The sequence below is a fragment of the Caballeronia sp. EK genome, from assembly GCF_014384845.1.
GTDB classification, from domain to species: domain Bacteria; phylum Pseudomonadota; class Gammaproteobacteria; order Burkholderiales; family Burkholderiaceae; genus Caballeronia; species Caballeronia jiangsuensis.
On the sequence record NZ_JACSUE010000014.1, the window covers coordinates 126278 to 145521 of the forward strand.

Consider the following 19244-nt stretch of genomic DNA (forward strand, 5'->3'; position numbering starts at 1 on the left):
CTAACTTTGCGCGCCGATCATCCGGTCTGAGCGAACCACACCGGAGACATACCATGTACAAGCACATTCTCGTCGCGGTCGGCACGAGCCTCAGCGAAAGCGCCCTCACCACCGCCATCACGCGCGCCCGCGCCTGCAATGCGCGGCTCACGGCACTGCATATCGTCGATCAGATGCCGTGGTGGGCCATCGTCACCGCCGACAGCAATCCGGGCGACACGCTCGATGTCATCGACGATCACGCGCGGGCCGTGACACGCTATGCGGCGCGCCTGATCGACAGCGCGGGCATCGACGGCGTCGCGCGCAGCATCACGCAGCCGCTCGACGGCACGAGCGTCGGCGAGCTGATCGCGAAGGAGGCGAAAGCGGCGGGCGCGGATCTCATCGTGCTCGGCGGCGAAGCGGATACCGGCTGGCGTCACGGCGAAGCGCGTCTGCGCGACGTGGTCTGCTCACACGCGCGCTGCGATGTGCTGATCGCGGCGCACGCGGCGGCGCCGTTGCATGCGGAGAAGGAAATGGCATCGATCGAGGCGCGCTTCGCCGCTTCGGCGGGCCGTGTGGACGCGCGCGCGTCGCATCGTCAGAGCGACGCGCGCAAGTGAGACGCGAGTTGCACGATGCCGATCGAAATCTGCTTTTCACGCTTCGGATCGAGCCGTCCGATGGGCACGCTCGTCGATACCGCGACGCGCTTGCCCGCCGGCGTCCTCCCGACATAGGCCGCGAAGCACGCAAGACCTTCGGCGACTTCCTCGCGCTCGACGGCGAGCCCGCTCGCGCGGATCGACGCGAGTTCGCGTAACAACGCCGCGCGCCGCGTGATGGTGCGCGGCGTTACTGCTTCGAGACGCTCGGGCAGGCGTTCGATCACGGTTTCATCGGCCATTCCGGCCAGCAGCGCCTTGCCGAGCGCGCAGCAGTGCGCGGGCAAGCGCGAGCCGAGATCGGACACGAGCCGAACCGGACGATGCGCATCCTCCCGCGCGATATAGACCACTTGCACGCCGTCGAGCACCGCGAGCTGCACGACTTCGTTGTGCTTGTTGATGAACGCGCCCGCGCCTTCGCGAAACGCGGCCTGCAGCTTGTCGTGACGCACGTACGCGTTGCCGAGCTCGAAGAGGCCCACGCCGATCATGTAGCCGTCGTCGTGCTTTTCGATCCATTGCATGCGGGCGAGCGTTTCGAGCATCAGATAGAGCGTGCTGCGCGAGAGGCCGGTCTCTTCGGCGAGCGACGCGGCGCGCACCGGTTTCGCGGCGGCAGCGAGGGCTTCGAGAATGTCGCTCGCGCGGCGTAGCGCGGGGACGTCGTAGGTTTTTTCCATGTGCGAATATTCCAACAGGTTGGATAATTAATCAACCCGATGGACACTGCCACGCACGCGGGCTACGATCGGTTTTCCTTTCCCGCCCGTCATTCGCATACATGCAAACCGTCAACGTCTCCTCCTTTCTGCCCGAAGATTTCGCCGACGCCGTGCTGATCGGCCGTGTGTGGCGTCCCGCGCCCGTGAACGGTCCCGCCGTCGTCGCGGTGCGCCGCGGCGAGGTGTTCGACATCACGCGCGCCGCGCCGACGACAGCCGATCTCTTCGACAGCGCCGATGCGCTCGACATCGCGCGCAATGCCGAAGGCGAGCATCTCGGCAACGTTCAGGATCTGCTGCAAGCGACGCTCGACGGTTCCGCCGATGCCGCACGCCTGCTCGCGCCCTGCGACGTGCAGGCCGTGAAGGCGTGCGGCGTCACGTTCGCGGTGAGTCTGCTGGAACGGGTGATCGAGGAGCAGGCCGGCGGCGACGCGAGCCGCGCGCAGGAAGTGCGCGACACGATCAACAAGCTGATCGGCGCGGACCTGTCGAAGATCAAGCCGGGTTCCGAAAGCGCGGCGAAGCTGAAGGCCGAACTCGAGCGACGCGGCGCGTGGTCGCAATACATGGAAGTCGGCATCGGGCCGGACGCGGAGGTGTTTTCGAAGTCGCAGCCGATGTCGTCGGTCGGATTCGGCGCGGACGTCGGCCTGTATCCGACATCGCAATGGAACAACCCCGAGCCGGAGATCGTGCTCGCGGTGAACGCGCGCGGCGAGATCGTGGGCGCGACGCTCGGCAACGACGTCAATCTGCGCGATATCGAAGGCCGCAGCGCGCTGTTGCTCGGCAAGGCGAAGGACAACAACGCGTCGTGCGCGATCGGCCCCTTCGTGCGGTTGTTCGATGGACGCTTCACGCTGGATTCGGTGCGCGCTTCGAGCCTGTCGCTGCGCATCGAAGGCGCGGACGATGGCTTCGTGCTCGACGGCGTGAGCCACATGAGCGAAATCAGCCGCGATCCGGCCGATCTCGTCACGCAGACGCACGGCGCGCATCATCAGTATCCGGACGGCTTCATGCTGTTCCTCGGCACCATGTTCTCGCCGATCAAGGATCGCGATACGAAGGGCGGTGGATTCACGCATCATCTCGGCGATGTCGTGACGATCTCGACGCCGAGCCTCGGGGCGCTGGTCAATACGGTGAGGTTGTCGACCGAGATCGAGCCCTGGACGTTTGGGGTGAGGGCGTTGTATCAGAGTCTTGCGGCGCGGGGGTTGTTGGGGAAGGCGGGCCAGGCAAGCTGAACCCCTCTCACGACGCCCCGAACCGAAACCCCTTCGCCTGCCCCTTCGTCACCAGCTGAACCGGCGTCTCCATATACGGCGACAAATCCCTTTGCCGCCGCTTTTCGAGCAGCGCCTTCACCGCGACATCCACGCCGAACACCGCCTGCCGCGCGCCGAACTGCTCGACCGTCGCGAGCAGGCGGCCGTCGTCGAGCATCGGCTGCACGGCGTCGATATTGTTGTAGCCCGTCACCAGCACGCGGCCCTTCTTGCCGGCGATACGGATCGCGTCGATCGCGCCCATCGCGATATTGTCGTTCGCGCAGAGCAGGCCGCGCACATCCGGATGCGCGTAGAGCATCTGCAACGCGATCGACTTGCCGCTCGCCGCGGTCCAGTCGCCGCTGTCGGCATCGGCGATGCGCAGTCCCGCCGCGTTCATCGCATCCTTGAAGCCGAGCGTGCGCTGCTGCGCGTTGAGATCGTTCGGCGGACCCTCGATGATGCCGACCTCGTCGCCCGCCTTCAGCCTCGAGCCGAGATATGCGCCGACGAGCTTCGCTCCGCGCCGGCTATCCGGCCCGACGAACGGAATCGTGATGTTCGCCGCGTCCTGCGCGGCTTCGTCGAATGGATTGTCGATCGCGATCACGATGATGCCCGCGCCGATCGCCTTCGCGGCCACGGGCAGCAGCGCCTTCGAGTCCGCGGGCGCGATGACGATCGCGTTGACTTTCGCGTCGATCAGCGTTTCGACGATGTGGATCTGCCCGGCTACGTCGTTGTCCGTGAGCGTGCCGTTCGTCGCGAGATCGAGCTGCGACGCGTAGTGCCGCTGGTAATTGCGCGCGCCTTCGATCATCGACGTGACGAACGGATCGTTCAGCGACTTCATGACGAGCGCGACGGTGGCCTTGTCGGACGCCGCGCGCACGTCGCGCGCACGCACGAACGCGCAAGCGCTCAGGGCGCAGGCGGCAAGCAGGCGTCGGCGGACAAGGCTCGTCATGGAATATTGAGACGGAAGGAAAACGTCTCATTGTAGACGCAGGCGTACGGCCGCCGATGACGTCGGAATGTCAGCGCGCCGCCGCCTCCACGAGCGCGGCCACGCCGCTGACGGGCTTCATCGCGTCGGCGTCGAGCCCGTGACGCGCGCGCAAGTATTCCGTCGCGTTATAGGAGAGCCACGCGCGGCCGTCCGCGTCTTCCCACGACAGAATCTTGAGCGGCAAATCGAGCGCGGCGGTCGGCACGGCCTGCATCAGCGGCGTACCCGCCTGCGGATTGCCGAACACGAGCAACTGGCTCGGCGGCATCGTGAGGCCGGCGCGGGCGGCGTCGCCGCTGAAGTCGATGCGCGCGAAGAGCATCAGTCCGCGCGCGCGGATCAGCGCTTCGAGTTTGTCGGCGGTGGCGATGGCGCCGTGCGCGCTCGCAATCGTGACGACGCCGTTATCGGTCGGCCCGGTGGACATATCAACGCTCCGTTTGCTTGCCCCACGCGAGCGCGACGAAAGCCGTGCACAGCGCTTCCATGCCGAGCGCGTCTTCATCGTCGAAGCGGTTCGGCACGGGGCTATCCACATCCCATACGCCGATCAGCGTGCCATCGCTCGCGACGAGCGGCACGACGATCTCCGAACGCGACGCCGAATCGCACGCGATATGCCCGGGAAACGCATGCACGTCCGGCACGACCTGCGTGCGCCGCTCACGCGCCGCCGTGCCGCAGACGCCGCGTCCGAGCGCGATGCGCACGCACGCCGGCTTGCCCTGAAACGGCCCGACGACGAGCTCCGTGCCATCGAAGAGATAGAAGCCGGCCCAGTTGAGATCGGGCAGCGAGTGATAGACGAGCGATGAAAAATTCGCGGCATTGGCGATGAAGTCGCTTTCATCGGCGATGAGCGCGCGGGCTTGCTGCAGCAGGTCGTCGTATTGCGCGGCCTTGCTGGCGTGCGTGGCTTGGGAAATCGAGAACATGAAGCGACGAAGGAAGTGTCGAAAAGTGTCGCCGACGATAGCACATCGATTCGCCGGGCGCTTCGCCTGGCGCCGCCCGTCGAAAGCTGGTTTATCGCCGTCCGTAAGCTCGGTGGAAAGCATCGGCGCGCGGCTTGGCACTGCCGGTTGCATCGCCTAGTGTGGAAGCGCACCGGGTCCGCGATTTGCGTCCGCAGAGCATCGCGCCTCATGCGATCGCCTCCTCAATGCATACTTAAAAAGCAGCTCCGGGATTTCCCTCCTTTACTTCGACGCGCCGTCAGTCTTAAATAAATCAACTTGATTTAATTAATGGCCGCGACTCGATGGCCGTCCTTCGGAGACAGCGCGTGAAATCCCCAAGCGGCAGAGGAAGCAACTCCGCAACCGTGCGCCGGTACAACGAGCGCCTGCTGTTGCAGGCGCTGCGGCGCGCCGAGCCGGCATCGAAAGCCGAACTCGCGCGTCACGCGAATCTGACGAGCACGGCGGTCGGCAGCATCGTCGAGTCGCTGGAAAATGCGGGACTGATCGAATACACCGGGCGCCGTCTCGAAGGCCAGCGCGGCCAGCCCGCGTCGCTGATCCGGCTCGATCCGCGCGGCGCGTTCGGTATCGGCGTGCGGCTGGATCGCACGGGCATCGAGACGGTGCTCGTGAATTTCGCCGGCGACGTGCTCGCGCGCAGCGCACTCGATGCCGTGCTGCCGCATCCGACCGAGGCGCTGGAGATCGTGCGGCGCGACATCGCGAAGATGCTCGGCCTGCTCTCGGCCCCGGAGCGCGAGCGGCTGGCGGGCGTCGGCATCGCGCAGCCGTTCAATCTCGGTAGCTGGCTGCGCGAACTCGGCCTGCCCGCCGAAACCTTCCGCGCCTGGGACGAAACCGATTTCGCCGATGAACTCGGCCGCGCGCTGTCGCTGCCCGTCTTCAGCGAAAACGACGGCAACGCCGCCGCGACCGCCGAGCTCTTCTACGGTCACGGCCGCCGTTGCGACGACTTCGTTTATCTCTTTCTCGGCTCGGCGATCGGCGGCGGCATCGCGATCAACGGCGACTGTCTGCGCGGCGCGTCGGGCAATGCGGGCGACATCGGCGTGATTCCCGTGCCGCCGAGCCGCCTGCCGTCCGCGCCGCAGCCCGCGGGACCGTGGGACATCCTGCTGTCGCGCGCGTCGCTGAACGCGCTCGTGCGGCATCTCCACTACTGCGGCGCGGCGGCGGACAACCGCATCGACCTGCAGGCGTGCATCGAGCAGCGTCTTCCGGCTGTCGATGAATGGATCGACGACTGCATCGAGGCGCTCGCGCCCGCCCTGCGCGCGACGCTCTGCGTGCTCGACGTGCCGATGGTCGTGATCGATGCCGATATCGACGGCGGCCTGCTCGACCAGCTCGTCAAGCGCCTCTCGACGACGCTTACCGCCAACGCGCCCGAAGCGCGCGGCACCCCGACGCTCGTGCGCGGCTCCTTCGGCCCGGATGCGGGCGCGATCGGCGCGGCCACGTTGCCGATGTTCTTCAACTTCTCACCGCGCGCGGCGATTCGCCACGCGGGCATCAAAACCCAAGAGGTGAACCATGCCGCATGACCCTTCCACCCGAACGCCGCTTCTGGAAATGCGCGGCATCAGCAAGACCTTTCCCGGCGTGCGCGCGCTCAACGACGTGCGCCTGTCCGTCTATCCCGGCGAAGTGCATTCGTTGATGGGCGAAAACGGCGCGGGCAAGTCCACGCTGATGAAGATCCTGTCGGGCGCGTATCAGGCCGACGCGGGCGGCCAGATTCTCATCGACGGCAAGCCGGTCACCATCGACGGGCCGCTCGCCGCGCGCGCGCTCGGCGTCGCGGTGATCTATCAGGAACTGAGCCTCGCGCCGAATCTTTCCGTCGCGGAGAACATCCACGCGGGACGCGAGCTGCGGCGCAACAGGCTTGTCGATCGCAAAGGCATGGAGCGCGGCTGCGAGGATGTGTTGAAACGCCTCGGCGCGAGCTTCAAGCCGCATACGCTCGTCGGCGATCTGTCGATCGCGGAGCGGCAACTCGTCGAAATCGCGCGCGCCGTGCATGCGCATGCGCGCATCCTCGTGATGGACGAGCCGACCACGCCGCTTTCGTCGCGCGAAACCGATCGTCTCTTCGAGCTCGTGCGCACGCTGCGCGCGGAGGGCATCGCGATCATCTACATCAGCCACCGGATGGCGGAGATCTACGAGCTGTCGGATCGCGTCTCGGTGCTGCGCGACGGATCGTACGTCGGCACGCTGATGCGCGAGGAACTGTCCGCCGACAGCCTCGTGAAGATGATGGTCGGCCGCGACATCTCCGGCTTCTACAAGAAGCAGCACGCACCCTACGATCCGGGCAACGTCGTGCTGTCCGTGCGCGATATCGCCGACAACAATCGCGTGAAAGGATGCAGCCTCGACCTGCACAAGGGCGAAGTGCTGGGCATCGCGGGACTGGTCGGCGCGGGCCGCACGGAGCTTGCGCGCCTCATCTTCGGCGCGGAGGAAAAGGCGCGCGGTGAAGTGTCGATGCACGGCAAGCCGGTGAAACTGCGCACGCCGCGCGACGCGATCGACGCGGGCCTCGTCTATCTCACCGAAGACCGCAAGGGCCAGGGCCTCTTCCTCGACATGAGCGTGCGCGACAACATCAACATCACGGTCGCCGGACGCGATGCAAAAGTGGGCGTGATGGATCTGCCGCGCGGCAACACGCGTGCGAAGGACGCGATCGCCGCGCTCACCATCCGCGTGCCGAACATGCGCGTGAACGTGGGCGCGCTGTCGGGCGGCAATCAGCAGAAGGTGCTGCTGTCGCGTCTGCTCGAAACGAAGCCCGAGGTGCTGATCCTCGACGAGCCGACGCGCGGCGTCGATATCGGCGCCAAGTCGGAGATTTATCGAATCATCAACGATCTCGCGCGCTCGGGCGTCGGCGTGATCGTCATCTCGAGCGAGCTGCCGGAAGTCATCGGCGTGGCGGACCGCGTGCTCGTGATGCGCGAAGGCGAAATCGCGGGCGAACTCGGCGGCCATTCCGGCAAGCCGATTTCGCAGGAAGGGATCATCGAACTGGCGACGGGCTCGAAGGTCGCGCTCGATCAGGCGGCTTAAGACACCAAGGAATCTGGAGAGAGACATGGCTAACACGACGAAACACCACGACACGGGCACCACGCCGGTTGCGAAGGCGGAAAGCACATCGCAACGACAGAACCGCATCGAACATCGCGAGCGCATGCAGGTGCTGATGCGAACCGCGGGCATGCTGCCCGTCCTGATCCTGCTGTGCATCGGCTTCGGCGTCGTGACGGACGGCTTCTTCAGCTTCCAGAATCTGTCGATCGTCACGCAGCAGGCTTCGATCAACATCGTGCTCGCAGCGGGCATGACCTTCGTGATTCTCACGGGCGGCATCGACCTGTCGGTCGGCTCGGTGCTGTCGGCGGCGGCGGTCACCGCGCTGCTCGCGTCGAATATACCGGGCTGGGGATGGCTCGGCATTCCGGCCGCGCTCGCTGTCGGCCTCGGCTTCGGCGTCGTCAACGGTCTCCTGATCGCGCTCCTGAGACTGCCGCCGTTCATCGTGACGCTCGGCTCGCTCACCGCGGTGCGCGGTATCGCGCGGCTGATCGGCCACGACACGACCATCTTCAATCCGCAACTGTCGTTCGCGTTCATCGGCAACGACACGCTCTTCGGCGTGCCCTGGCTCGTGATCATCGCGATTGCGGTCGTGATCGTGTCGTGGTTCGTCCTGCGCCGCACCGTGCTCGGCCTGCGCATCTATTCGGTCGGCGGCAATCCGGAGGCGGCGCGTCTTTCGGGTATCAAGGTGTGGGGCATCCAGCTCTTCGTCTACGCGATCTCGGGCTTGCTCGCGGGTCTCGGCGCAGTGATGTCCGCCGCGCGTCTCTATGCCGCGAACGGTTTGCAGCTCGGCCAGTCGTATGAACTCGATGCGATCGCCGCGGTCATTCTCGGCGGCACGAGCTTCGTCGGCGGCGTGGGTTCGATCGTCGGCACGCTGGTGGGCGCGCTCATCATCGCGGTGCTGACGAACGGTCTCGTGCTGCTCGGCGTGTCGGATATCTGGCAGTACATCATCAAGGGCCTCGTGATCATCGGCGCGGTGGCGCTCGATCGTTACCGTCAGCGCGGCTCGGCTCGCACCTGATTCTCGCTATCCGGGCGCACTCGGTCCGCGTGCGCCCGCTCTCGAAAAAAGGACCAACTGGAGACAACAACATGCGCAAACACAATAAGCTTTTCGCCAGCGTCGCACTCGCTCTCGGATTCACCCTGTCGCTGTCGGCGCACGCCGCCGACAAGCAGTTGAAGTCCGTCGGCATCACGGTCGGCTCGCTCGGCAACCCGTACTTCGTCACCATCTCGCGGGGCGCGGAAGCGAAGGCCAAGTCGATCAACCCGAACGCCAAGGTGCAGGCGGTGTCGTCGGACTACGACATGAACAAGCAGTTCACGCAGATCGACAACTTCATCTCGGCGCACGTCGATCTGATTCTGCTCAACGCCGTCGATCCGAAAGCGATCGAGCCGGCCGTGAAGAAAGCGCAGAAGGCGGGCATCGTCGTGATCGCGGTCGATGTCGCGGCGGCGGGCGCGGACGCGACCGTGCAGACCAACAACGTGCAGGCCGGCGAGATCTCCTGCGATTTTCTGGCGAAGAAGCTCAACGGCAAGGGCAATGTCGTGATCGAGAACGGTCCGCAGGTGTCGGCGGTGATCGATCGCGTGAACGGCTGCAAGACCGTGCTCGCGAAGAATCCGGGCATCAAGATCCTGTCCGACGATCAGGACGCGAAAGGCTCGCGCGAAGGCGGCATGAACGCGATGCAAGGTTATCTCACGCGCTTCCCGAAACTCGACGGCGTGTTCGCGATCAACGATCCGCAAGCGATCGGCACGGACCTCGCGGCGAAACAACTGCATCGGAACAACATCGTGATCACGTCGGTCGATGGCGCGCCCGATATCGAAACGGCGCTCAAGTCCGACACGATGGTGCAGGCATCGGCGAGCCAGGATCCGTGGGCGATGGCGCAGCAGGCGGTCAGCGTCGGCTATGACCTGATGAACGGCAAGAAGCCGAGCAGCACGACGATCCTGCTGCCGTCGACGCTCGTCACGCGGGAAAACGTCGGCAGCTACAAGGGCTGGTCGTCGCCGCGCTAACGCAGCGTCATTTGATCGGCACTATGCGCAGCGCGCTCGGCTTGTCCGGCGCGCTCGACCGGTCCACCGCGATCAGCCGTTTGCGCGCGACATCCACCGCGACGCCGCGCGGCGCTTCGAAACCGTCGGCGACCACGGTGGCCCGGCCGCGCTTCGAAAAGCTGCACACGGCGTGCGCGCCGCACTTCGTGTAGAGCGTGCCGTCGGGTGACGCGGCCATCAGGTCGGGCGCATCGACGGTCGCGAAGACATCGCTCGCGGGCACGGGCGCGCTCGCCGCCCGCGCCGCCTGCAAATCCACTTTGTAGATGCGATTCGCGGCCTGATCGCTGACGTAGAGCATGTCGCCGACCGCCGCGAGCCCGACTGGCTTCTCCAATCCGGTGACGATGTCGCGCTCGATCATCTGCCGGGGCGCCGTGCCGCGCGTGATCACGCTGACGCCGCCTTCGGGTGGCGCGCTGCCTTCCTTCACGAACCAACTCGACAGAAACGTGCCGCTGTCGAGCACGAGCAGGCCCAGACGCCGCCGCGCCGAATTCGTGTCCGACGCGAGCGCGACCTGGCCGCTCGGCGCGACATCGAAGACCGCGGCCGCCGTGCCGAAGCCGAATTGCTCGACGAGCAGATGTCCGTTCGGCGCGAACGCGATCTGGCTCAAGCCGGTGCGCTCGCCCGCGGCCGCCGGAATGCGCGCATAGACCGAGAACGCGGGCGCGTCATCGTCGCCGATATGCGTCGTCATCACGATGCCGTTGGTCCTGTCATCGGTGACGAACACCGCGCCGTCCGAATCGCGCACCGCGACGCCGTTCGGCGTGCCCGCGAGCGGCACTTTCTGCGCGGTCGTGCCTGGCGCGACCGAGCCGCACGCCGCGAGGAAAACCGATACCGCGATTGCCGCCATCAGGCGTCGATTCATGCGCTTCTCCCGTCGATAAGCCGAAGATCATGTCCGATATGCCGCGAGAAACATGGCATCGCGCCGGACGTCGTAATATATTCGGAGACATAACGCTGCTCAAGGCCACATTCATGGACCTCGCATACTCGATTCCTTCGCCGTCGATCGCCGCTCAACCCGTTCTCGTCGAGATCGGCGGCGCGGTGCAAAGGCCGCTCACGCTCGATCTTGCCGCATTGCGCGAATTCGCGTGCGCGAGCATCGAGCCGTTCGACCTCGTGTGCTTTTCGACGGGCCGCTACATCCGTCCGATGGGAAGCTATCGCGGCGTGCAGTTGCGTGCGCTGCTCGACGCGGCGGGCGTGCGCCGCCTGGACAACACGGATTTCAAGCGCACCGTGTTTCTCGCGCACGCGCACGACGGCTATGCGGTGACGTTTTCATGGCACGAGCTGTTCAATACGCCGATCGGCGCGCAGGTGATCATCGCGTATGAGTGCGCGGATCGCGAACTCGGCATCGAGGATGGCTTGCCGGTGCTCGTGTCGGGTGCCGACACGGTTCACGCGCCGCGCCACATGAAGCGCCTCGTGCGCGTGGATGCTCACGTGCTGGGCACGTCGCATCGATGAACGAATCAGCGCGTGCGCTGCTCGCGCACGCCGTACATCCCGATGCGCCCGATTCCGTGCTGTTCGCGCGGCTCATCGGCGCGCGCGTCGAATCGGGCGATCTGCTTCTGCTCGGCCTCGACGCCGGCGCGCTCTCGCGGCTCATCGGCCGGCATTTTCCCGGCGCGAAGATCGATCGTCCTCCGGGCGCGATGCTCTGGTCGGCGCACTGGCCGTTCGTGCGCGATCTGCGCGGCCTCCTGATGTGGCACGACCGCACGGCGGCGCGGCATCGGGAAGACGCCGTGTGTCTCGCGGCGATCATATCCGCCGCGTCGCTGCGGCCCGATCATCTGTGGCGCGATCTCGGCCTCGCCGGACGCGACGACGTCACCGATATGCTCGGGCGTCACTATCCCGATCTCATCGCGCGCAATGTCGCGAATTTGCGCTGGAAGAAGTTTCTCGCGCAGGAAGTCGCGCACGCGCGAGGTGAAGCGCCGACATGCGCGCCGGGCTGTCCCGGATGCGAGGATTACGCTTTCTGCTATCCGGACAACCGATAACGCCGACGGCTTATCCGTGAAACGCCCGTCCGATTTCCTTCGTGTATTCTCTCGGGCATGGCGACGACCCAGAAAACCACCGCAAGCGCAAAGGTCACTGACACGGCGAACCAGCCCGCCGAAGTGCGCTTTCGCATACGCATCATGAAAGGCGAAACCATCGCGATCGGTCCGGGCAAGGTTTCGCTGCTGGAAGCGGTGCGCAAGCACGGCTCGATATCGGCGGCGGCGCGCAGTCTCGACATGTCGTACCGGCGTGCGTGGCTGCTCATCGACGAGCTCAATCGCGCGCTCAAGTCGCCCGCGACCATTTCCGAGCAAGGCGGCCAAAGCGGCGGCGGCTGCGTGCTGACGCCGGTCGGCGAGAGCATCGTCCGGCTTTATCGCGATGTCGAAGCGCAGGCGCAAGCGGCCTGCGCCGGGCAGATCGAATCGCTCACGCAGTTGCTCAAGCCTTAACCGTGACGCAGGCAGAATGCGGAGGGCGGCGGCGCGCTCGCGTGCTTGTTCTGCGCGCTCGCGGTCAGCCGCGCGACAAATTCCACGAAACTCGCGACGCTCGCCGTGCGCAGCGGCGAATACTCGACGCCATGCCGCTCGCAGACGCGCTTCAGCATGCTCATCGAATCATGATCGATGCAGTCGACGGGAAAGAGCACCACATCCGCGTTAGGCAGCGCGGCCGCGAGTAGCCCCTTGCGATCCTCGATGCCGCCGTCGTGGACGATCAGCTCACCGCCCGCCGCGTCGACCAGCGCCTTCAGCACCGCGTTCGAATTCGGCCTTCCACCGACATAGACAACGCGCTTTCCGCTCACCCAATCGATGCCGCGCCGGCGCGCGCCGGGTTGATCGTCGGCTTCGAGCGTCGCGCGTTCCAGCGCCGCGCATTCGGCCTGCACCACCTTCAACAGCGCCTGTGCTTCGCCCAGCTTGTTGCGCAACGCACGCGTCTGTTCCTCTTCGGACAGCGCGCGCTGCTCGGCGGCCTCGCGGCGGCTCGTGTGCAGCGCGAGGCGACGCTCGCCGTCCTCGACCTTTTCGCGCAAACGCTCGACTTCCGTTTCGATATCGGCGGCCGACCGGTCCGCCTCGCGTTGCCCGAGCGCGGCGAGTCGCAGCGCGTGCTCGTTCGATTGCCTGACGGACGCATCGCGTTCCGCGCTCAGTTCGAGCAGACGCGCCTGCTGGCGCTCGATCTTTTCCCTGAGTTCCTGATTCTGCGATTCCAGCGCGACGAGCCGCCGGATATCCGCGCGATTCGCCGCGCCGACCAGATGCGACAGCATGTGCAACTCACCGAACGCCGACTGCCGCACTTCGATGCTCGCGTGCGGATGCGACATCAGCGCCCAGTACGCGGGCGGAATATCGCCGGATTTCAGCGCTTCGTTCCAAAGGTCGAGCAGCGCCTGCGGATCGCGTGCGGCGTCGAAACGGCGGATCGCGCCGGCGTAACGTTCGTCGAGCGCCTTGTTCAGCGCCTTCGCGCCCGCGCCGCCCGCAATCGCGAGTTCGACGGCCGCATGATGAATCTCGAGATCGCTTGCGTGATGACGGTCGAGGTCGGTGAACTTCGGCACGAGCTTGCGCAGTTCGCCCGTCGAAAGACAGGTGCCGATGACCGAGCAATGCAGATGCGAATCCAGTTCGGCGAGACGCGCCCGACGGCGGGACGTGCGCAGATCGGCCTCGGTCGGCTGACAGCATGCGTCGCGTGCGCCGAGCGCGCTCGTGCGGGCAAGTTGAAACGGAGGGGTCTGCATGATCACCTCGTGCTCGATCGGCTGGCCTGACGTGCCTCGTAATATACCACTGAATATAGCGACGGCAAAAAGACGGAGCGGCGCACCGAACGCGGGCCATATCCCGCGCGCACCGTGCGGACAGGGCGTATCCTACGACTTCGGCGCGCCGGCCCGGCCTGCGAAGGCCGCATCCGCGAGGCATGCGACGCCTGACGTTTCCAATCGCGAGAAATCGCTCACAAGGAGAATCTGAATGGCCAGGGTTGAAGTCAAGGTTCCGCAGCTTTCCGAATCCGTCACCGAAGCGACGATGTTGCCGTGGAAGAAGAAAGCGGGCGACGCCGTGGCGCAAGACGAAATCCTCGTCGAACTGGAAACGGACAAGGTGGTGCTCGAAGTGCCCGCGCCCGCCGCCGGCACGCTCGCGGAAGTGGTGAAGAAGGAAGGCGACATCGTTCACGCGGACGAACTGCTCGCGATCATCGATACGGAAGCGAAGGCTTCCGCCGCCGCGCCCGCCCCCGCTCCCGCTCCGGAAAAGCCCGCCGCGCAACCTGCTCAACCGGCGCAGCCAGCCGCAGCCGCACCCGCGTCCACGCCCGCCGCCGCTTCAGGCCAGAAGGCCGACTTCGATGTCATCGTCATCGGCTCCGGTCCCGGCGGCTATATCGCCGCGATCCGCGCCGCGCAACTGGGCCGCAAGGTCGCGTGCGTCGAGGAATGGATCAATCACGCCGGCAAGGCGAAGCTCGGCGGAACGTGCCTGAATGTCGGCTGCATTCCGTCGAAGGCGCTGCTTGCATCGAGCGAGCAATTCGAGAAGGCGCAACTGCATTTCGGCGATCTCGGCATCACGATGGACAACCTTGCCGTCGATGTCGACAAGATGGTCGGGCGCAAGGAAGCGATCGTCGAAAAGATCACGGGCGGCGTCGAATTCCTGTTTCGTAAGAACAAGATCACGTGGCTCAAAGGTCACGGCAAGCTCGCGGGCAAGGACGGCGCCAATTACAAGATCGACGTGAGCGGCGACGGCAAGAGCGAAAGCCACACCGCGCAGCATGTGATCATCGCGACGGGTTCGAAGGCGCGTCATCTGCCGAATGTGCCGGTCGACAACAAGATCGTCTCCGACAACGAAGGCGCGCTCGCCTTCACCTCCGTGCCGAAGAAGCTCGCCGTGATCGGCGCGGGCGTGATCGGGCTGGAGCTCGGCTCCGTGTGGCGCAGACTCGGCGCGGAAGTGACGATCCTCGAAGCGCTGCCCGAGTTCCTCGGCACGACCGATGCCGCACTGCAAAAGGAAGCCGCGAAGCTCTTCAAGAAGCAGGGCCTGACGATTCACCTCGGCGTAAAAATCGACGGCGTGCAGACGACGGATTCGAGCGTCTCCATTTCGTACCAGGACAAGGACGGCAACGCGCAGACGCTGGAGGCGGATCGCCTGATCGTGTCGATCGGCCGCGTGCCGAACACGGACGATCTCGGCCTCGATTCCATCGGCCTGTCAGCGGATGAGCGCGGCTTCATTCCCGTCGACGGTCATTGCGCGACGAAAGTCCCGAACGTCTACGCGATCGGCGATGTCGTGCGCGGCCCGATGCTCGCGCACAAGGCCGAAGACGAAGGCGTGCTCGTGGCGGAGATCATCGACGGGCAGAAGCCGCACATCGACTACAACTGCATTCCGTGGGTGATCTACACGCATCCGGAAATCGCGTGGGTCGGGCAGACGGAGCAGGCGCTGAAGGCCGAAGGCCGCGCGATCAAGGCCGGCCAGTTCCCGATGCTCGCGAACGGCCGGGCGATGGGCATCGGCGAAACGGACGGCTTCATCAAGATCATCGCCGATGCGACAACCGACGAGATTCTCGGCGTGCACATCATTTCCGCGAACGCGTCGGATCTGATTGCCGAGGCGGTCGTGGCGATGGAATTCAAGGCGGCGAGCGAGGATATCGGGCGCATTTGCCATCCGCATCCGTCGTTGTCGGAGGTGATGCGCGAGGCGGCGCTGGCGGTGGACAAGCGCGCGCTGAATATTTAAACGCGCCTCGGCATCCACACGCGCAGCAGCGAGTAAAGCCGGTCGACGTCGATCGGCTTTGCCAGATAATCGCTCGCGCCCGCCGCGAGACATTGCTCCTGATCGTCCTTCATCGCCTTCGCCGTGATCGCGATGATCGGCAGCTTCCTGAAACGCGCGTCCTCGCGGATGCGCCGCGTCGCTTCGAGTCCGTCCATGCCGGGCATCATCACGTCCATCAAGATGACGTCGATGTCCGGATGCCTGTCGAGCGCTTCGATCGCCTCGAAACCGTTACGGCCGATATCCACCTTCAGCCCCTGATGCTCCAGCGCGCTCGATAGCGAGAAGATGTTGCGGATATCGTCATCGACGAGCAGCACGCGGCGGCCATCCAGCACGCGATCGCGCGAGCGCGAGACGTGCAGCATCGCCTGGCGATCCGCCGACAAATCCGTCTCGACCTTGTGCAGGAACAGCGTCACTTCGTCGAGCAGACGCTCCGGCGAGCGCGCGCCCTTGATGATGATCGACTGCGAGTAGCGCATGAGTTCCGCTTCCTCGTCGTGCGTGAGATTGCGGCCCGTGTAGACGATCACCGGCGGGAACGAATACGCGTCGATGCCGGCCATCTGCCGCAGCAGGTCGCCGCCCTGCATGTCGGGCAGCTTCAGGTCGATGATCATGCAGTCGAAGATCGTCGTCTTCAGCAGTTCGAGCGCGTCGCGGCCGAACTCGACCGGCGTGATTTCCACGTCCGCATCGCTGATCAGCTCGACGATGCTCTGACGCTGCCGCGCATCGTCCTCGACGAGCAGCACGCGCTTGATCTTCTGGCTGCTCTTCTCTTCGAGCCGCTGGAAGATCGCCGTCAGTTGCTCGCGCGTGGTCGGCTTCACCGCGTAGCCGATCGCGCCGAGATGCAGCGCGGCCTCGCTTCTGTCCGATGCCGACACGACATGCACCGGAATATGCCGCGTCTTCGGATTCGCCTTCAGTTCCTGCAAGACCACGAGCCCCGAGCGATCCGGCAGGCCGATGTCGAGCAGGATCGCGTTCGGCGCGCTGTCCTGCGCGAGCTTGAGCGCCTCGCCCGCCGTCCCGCTCACGATGCAGCGATAACCCAGTTCGTGCGCGAGATCGAGCAGCACCTGCGCGAAGTCCGGTTCGTCTTCCACGACCAGAACGAGGCGGCGGCCGGGTGCGGCGTCGGCGCGATCGTCGTCGATGACGTGGATCACTTCGATCGGCTGCTCGGCCGGCAGCTTTGCTTCGATGGCGACGGACGCCGGCGCCTGCTCGACCGCTCCCGGCAACGCGGCCGCGCCGTAAGCGATGGGCATCGTCAGCGTGAACGTGCTGCCCGTGCCCTGCGCGCTGCGCACCGCGATATCGCCGCCGAGCAGATGCGCGAGGCTGCGTGAAATCGACAACCCGAGCCCCGTGCCGCCGTAATGACGGCTCGTGGTGCCGTCGGCTTGCTGGAACGCTTCGAAGATCGCTTCGAGCTGGTCCGGCGCAATGCCGATGCCCGTATCCGTCACGACGAACTGCACCGCGCCCTCGCCCGCCCGCCTGAGCGTGAGCGACACCGCGCCCGCGTCCGTGAACTTCACCGCGTTCGACAGCAGGTTCCTCAGAATCTGTTCGAGACGCCGGAAATCGGTCGTGAGCGTCGGATAGTCGTCGATATCGTTGCGCAGTTCGAGCCTGAGCTTCTTCTGCCGCGCGAGCGGCTCGAACGTGCGCGAGAGCGTATCCATGATTCGCTGCAACGGCACATCTTCGATATGCAGATCGAGCTTGCCCGCCTCGACCTTCGAGAGATCGAGAATATCGTTGATGAGATTGAGCAGATCGTTGCCCGCGGAATAGATCGTCTGCGCGTACTTGATCTGGTCGTTCGTGAGATTGCCGGCCTTGTTCTCGGAGAGCAGCTTCGCGAGAATCAGCGAACTGTTGAGCGGCGTGCGCAGTTCGTGCGACATGTTCGCGAGGAACTCGGACTTGTAGCGGCTCGCGCGTTGCAGCGCTTCGGCGCGCGTTTCCAGTTCGCCCTGCGCGGCGTTGAGCGCGACGTTGCGTTCGTCGAGCACGCGCGCCTGCTCGGCGAGCTGATCGTTGGTCTGCTCCAGCTCCGCCTTCTGATTCGCGAGATAGACCTGCGCCTGCGAAAGCGCGGTCGTTTGCTGTTCGAGTTCCTCGTTGGTCGTGCGCAATTCTTCCTGCTGCATCTGAAGCTCTTCGTTCAGTTGCTGCGTTTCTTCGAGTACATGCTGCAAGCGCTCGCGATACTGCGCCGCCTCCACGTAATCGCCGATATTGCCCGCGATCGTCTTCAGGAACTGCTGGTCGCGCTCGGTCAGCCTGTGCATCGCGCCGAGTTCGATCGCGCCGTTCGCCTGGCCTTCGTTTTCGATCGGCACGATGACGAGGCTCGCGGGCACGCTCGCGCCAAGCGCCGACGTCACCTTCCAGTAGCCGGCGGGCACGTCGTTCATGCTCGTCAGCTTGCGCGCGTGCACCGCCTGTCCGACGAGGCTCTTCACGCCCGCGAGCGAATCGGGAACCGGTGCGCTGTCGGGATCGAAGCCGAAGCTCGCGGTGCGCTTCAATGCGCCATCGTTTTCGCGGACGTAGAACGCGCCGATCGACACCTTCAGATAGTCCGCGAGGAAATCGAGAATCGTCCGGCAAAGCTGATCGAGCGATTGCTGGCCGATCACCTTTTCCGCGAGTTGCGTCTGCCCTTCGTTCAGCCACGCCTGCTCCTGCAGCGCGCGCGTCTGACGCTCCTGTTCGCCGATCGCGGCGCCGAAGGCACTGGAAAGCTGCATCAGCTCGCGCCTGCCGAAGATCGCGAGAATCACGGACAACGTCAGGCTCAGAAACAGAAATACGGCGACGGTGATGGTCGTGAGCTGCTTCGCCGATTCCACGCGCTGCAGCCGCAAGGTCTGCTCGATGTTGAGAAACGCGGCGAGTTCGCGCTCGGTTTCCGCGCGTTCGGCCGAGCCGCGTCCCGCGCGCACGAGCGCGACGGAATCCTGGGCGTGGCGGCGCGCGTCGATCAAGCCGTCGGCGACCTTGTCCCATTGCGCCTGCAACGCACGAATGCGGATCAGGCGATCGACTTGCGGCGCGTTATCGGAGACGAGATCGGCGAGCGTGTCGATATCGGCGCCGAGCTTCGGTTTCGCGGTTTCATAAGGCGCGAGAAACGCTTCGTCGCCCGTGATCAGATAGCCGCGAATCGCACTTTCCTTTTCGCTGACGAGCCGCCCGAGTTCCTGCGCGTTACCGATCACGCGCTCCGAATGCTCGACCCAGTTGATGCCCGACAGCAGATACAGCACGAGCACGACGAACGCGATCGCCGTGACGAGTCCCGTTCCGAGCGGCAGCGCGATATTGCGCAAGAGAATACGACGAAAACTGGCCTCGTCGACACCGGACCGCAATGGCATAGACAGCTCCGAATAAGCGTGAACGTCGCGCGCCGGGTCGATGTCTCGAACAGCCCTTATGACGGCGACAATCGCGAAAGTTGTAGTTATTGTTTCAGCCGCTGCGCATCATACCCGG

Annotated in this window: 17 protein-coding genes and 1 pseudogene; 11 read left to right on the plus strand and 7 right to left on the minus strand. The window is 65.2% G+C overall.

Annotated elements, in window-relative coordinates:
• Nucleotides 1-53 precede the first annotated feature (53 nt).
• Nucleotides 54-608, plus strand: a complete 555-nt coding sequence (locus IAG25_RS32290) for a universal stress protein (RefSeq protein ID WP_187608473.1) — start codon at nt 54-56, stop codon at nt 606-608.
• Here IAG25_RS32290 and IAG25_RS32295 read toward each other — a convergent pair.
• Nucleotides 587-1333, minus strand: a complete 747-nt coding sequence (locus IAG25_RS32295) for an IclR family transcriptional regulator (RefSeq protein ID WP_187608474.1) — start codon at nt 1331-1333, stop codon at nt 587-589. The genes IAG25_RS32290 and IAG25_RS32295 overlap by 22 nt on opposite strands.
• Before the next feature lie 101 nt (nt 1334-1434).
• On the opposite strand from IAG25_RS32295, the gene IAG25_RS32300 reads away from it, so the two are divergent.
• Nucleotides 1435-2628, plus strand: coding sequence for a fumarylacetoacetate hydrolase family protein (locus tag IAG25_RS32300; RefSeq protein ID WP_187608475.1), 1194 nt, complete (start codon nt 1435-1437; stop codon nt 2626-2628).
• A 7-nt stretch (nt 2629-2635) separates the two neighbouring features.
• Here IAG25_RS32300 and IAG25_RS32305 read toward each other — a convergent pair whose 3' ends face one another.
• The 3 genes from IAG25_RS32305 to IAG25_RS32315 form a co-directional block, all read right to left on the minus strand.
• Nucleotides 2636-3619 carry a substrate-binding domain-containing protein gene (locus IAG25_RS32305; RefSeq protein WP_187608476.1) on the minus strand — a complete coding sequence of 328 codons (984 nt, stop codon included), beginning with the start codon at nt 3617-3619 and terminating at the stop codon, nt 2636-2638.
• 70 nt (nt 3620-3689) lie between these two features.
• The gene (locus IAG25_RS32310; RefSeq protein ID WP_187608477.1) at nt 3690-4088 is read right to left on the minus strand and encodes a DUF302 domain-containing protein; all 399 of its coding nucleotides are present in this window, start codon (nt 4086-4088) and stop codon (nt 3690-3692) included.
• 1 nt (nt 4089) lies between these two features.
• The gene (locus IAG25_RS32315) at nt 4090-4596 is read right to left on the minus strand and encodes a GAF domain-containing protein (RefSeq protein ID WP_187608478.1); all 507 of its coding nucleotides are present in this window, start codon (nt 4594-4596) and stop codon (nt 4090-4092) included.
• Between the two features lie 350 nt (nt 4597-4946).
• On the opposite strand from IAG25_RS32315, the gene IAG25_RS32320 reads away from it, so the two are divergent.
• The 4 genes from IAG25_RS32320 (at nt 4947) to IAG25_RS32335 (ending at nt 9804) form a co-directional block, all read left to right on the plus strand.
• Nucleotides 4947-6188, plus strand: a complete 1242-nt coding sequence (locus IAG25_RS32320; RefSeq protein WP_187608479.1) for an ROK family transcriptional regulator — start codon at nt 4947-4949, stop codon at nt 6186-6188.
• Nucleotides 6178-7722, plus strand: a complete 1545-nt coding sequence (locus IAG25_RS32325) for a sugar ABC transporter ATP-binding protein (protein WP_187608480.1) — start codon at nt 6178-6180, stop codon at nt 7720-7722. Before IAG25_RS32320 ends, IAG25_RS32325 begins: the two co-directional genes overlap by 11 nt.
• Before the next feature lie 106 nt (nt 7723-7828).
• Nucleotides 7829-8785, plus strand: coding sequence for an ABC transporter permease subunit (locus IAG25_RS32330; protein ID WP_371883985.1), 957 nt, complete (start codon nt 7829-7831; stop codon nt 8783-8785).
• Nucleotides 8786-8856: 71 nt separating this feature from the next.
• Nucleotides 8857-9804, plus strand: coding sequence for an ABC transporter substrate-binding protein (locus IAG25_RS32335; RefSeq protein ID WP_187608482.1), 948 nt, complete (start codon nt 8857-8859; stop codon nt 9802-9804).
• Between the two features lie 7 nt (nt 9805-9811).
• On the opposite strand, the gene IAG25_RS32340 is transcribed toward IAG25_RS32335, so the two are convergent.
• Complete coding sequence (locus IAG25_RS32340; RefSeq protein ID WP_187608483.1) at nt 9812-10726, minus strand: hypothetical protein; 915 nt, start codon at nt 10724-10726, stop codon at nt 9812-9814.
• Nucleotides 10727-10839: 113 nt separating this feature from the next.
• Between IAG25_RS32340 and IAG25_RS32345 the strand changes: the two genes are divergently transcribed.
• The 3 genes from IAG25_RS32345 to IAG25_RS32355 are packed head-to-tail and all read left to right on the plus strand — an operon-like array spanning nt 10840 to nt 12344.
• Nucleotides 10840-11340, plus strand: coding sequence for a molybdopterin-dependent oxidoreductase (locus IAG25_RS32345; protein WP_187608484.1), 501 nt, complete (start codon nt 10840-10842; stop codon nt 11338-11340).
• The gene (locus tag IAG25_RS32350; RefSeq protein ID WP_187608485.1) at nt 11337-11885 is read left to right on the plus strand and encodes a nitrogen fixation protein NifQ; all 549 of its coding nucleotides are present in this window, start codon (nt 11337-11339) and stop codon (nt 11883-11885) included. Before IAG25_RS32345 ends, IAG25_RS32350 begins: the two co-directional genes overlap by 4 nt.
• A gap of 57 nt (nt 11886-11942) precedes the next feature.
• Nucleotides 11943-12344 (plus strand): winged helix-turn-helix domain-containing protein, encoded by a 402-nt coding sequence (locus tag IAG25_RS32355; protein ID WP_187608486.1) that lies wholly within the window; start codon nt 11943-11945, stop codon nt 12342-12344.
• On the opposite strand, the gene IAG25_RS32360 is transcribed toward IAG25_RS32355, so the two are convergent.
• A complete protein-coding gene (locus IAG25_RS32360) occupies nt 12341-13651 on the minus strand; it encodes a DUF2325 domain-containing protein (protein WP_187608487.1) in 1311 nt (436 codons plus the stop codon). The two genes, IAG25_RS32355 and IAG25_RS32360, sit on opposite strands and share 4 nt — an antisense overlap.
• Nucleotides 13652-13886: 235 nt before the next feature.
• Here IAG25_RS32360 and IAG25_RS42155 point away from each other — a divergent pair.
• Nucleotides 13887-14105: pseudogene (locus IAG25_RS42155) on the plus strand (biotin/lipoyl-containing protein); the annotation flags it as partial.
• 165 nt (nt 14106-14270) lie between these two features.
• Nucleotides 14271-15680 (plus strand): dihydrolipoyl dehydrogenase, encoded by a 1410-nt coding sequence (lpdA, locus tag IAG25_RS32365; RefSeq protein ID WP_309243993.1) that lies wholly within the window; start codon nt 14271-14273, stop codon nt 15678-15680.
• On the opposite strand, the gene IAG25_RS32370 is transcribed toward lpdA, so the two are convergent.
• On the minus strand, nt 15677-19126 hold the full coding sequence (locus IAG25_RS32370; RefSeq protein ID WP_187608489.1) for a response regulator: 3450 nt from the start codon (nt 19124-19126) through the stop codon (nt 15677-15679). The two genes, lpdA and IAG25_RS32370, sit on opposite strands and share 4 nt — an antisense overlap.
• Nucleotides 19127-19244 lie beyond the last annotated feature (118 nt).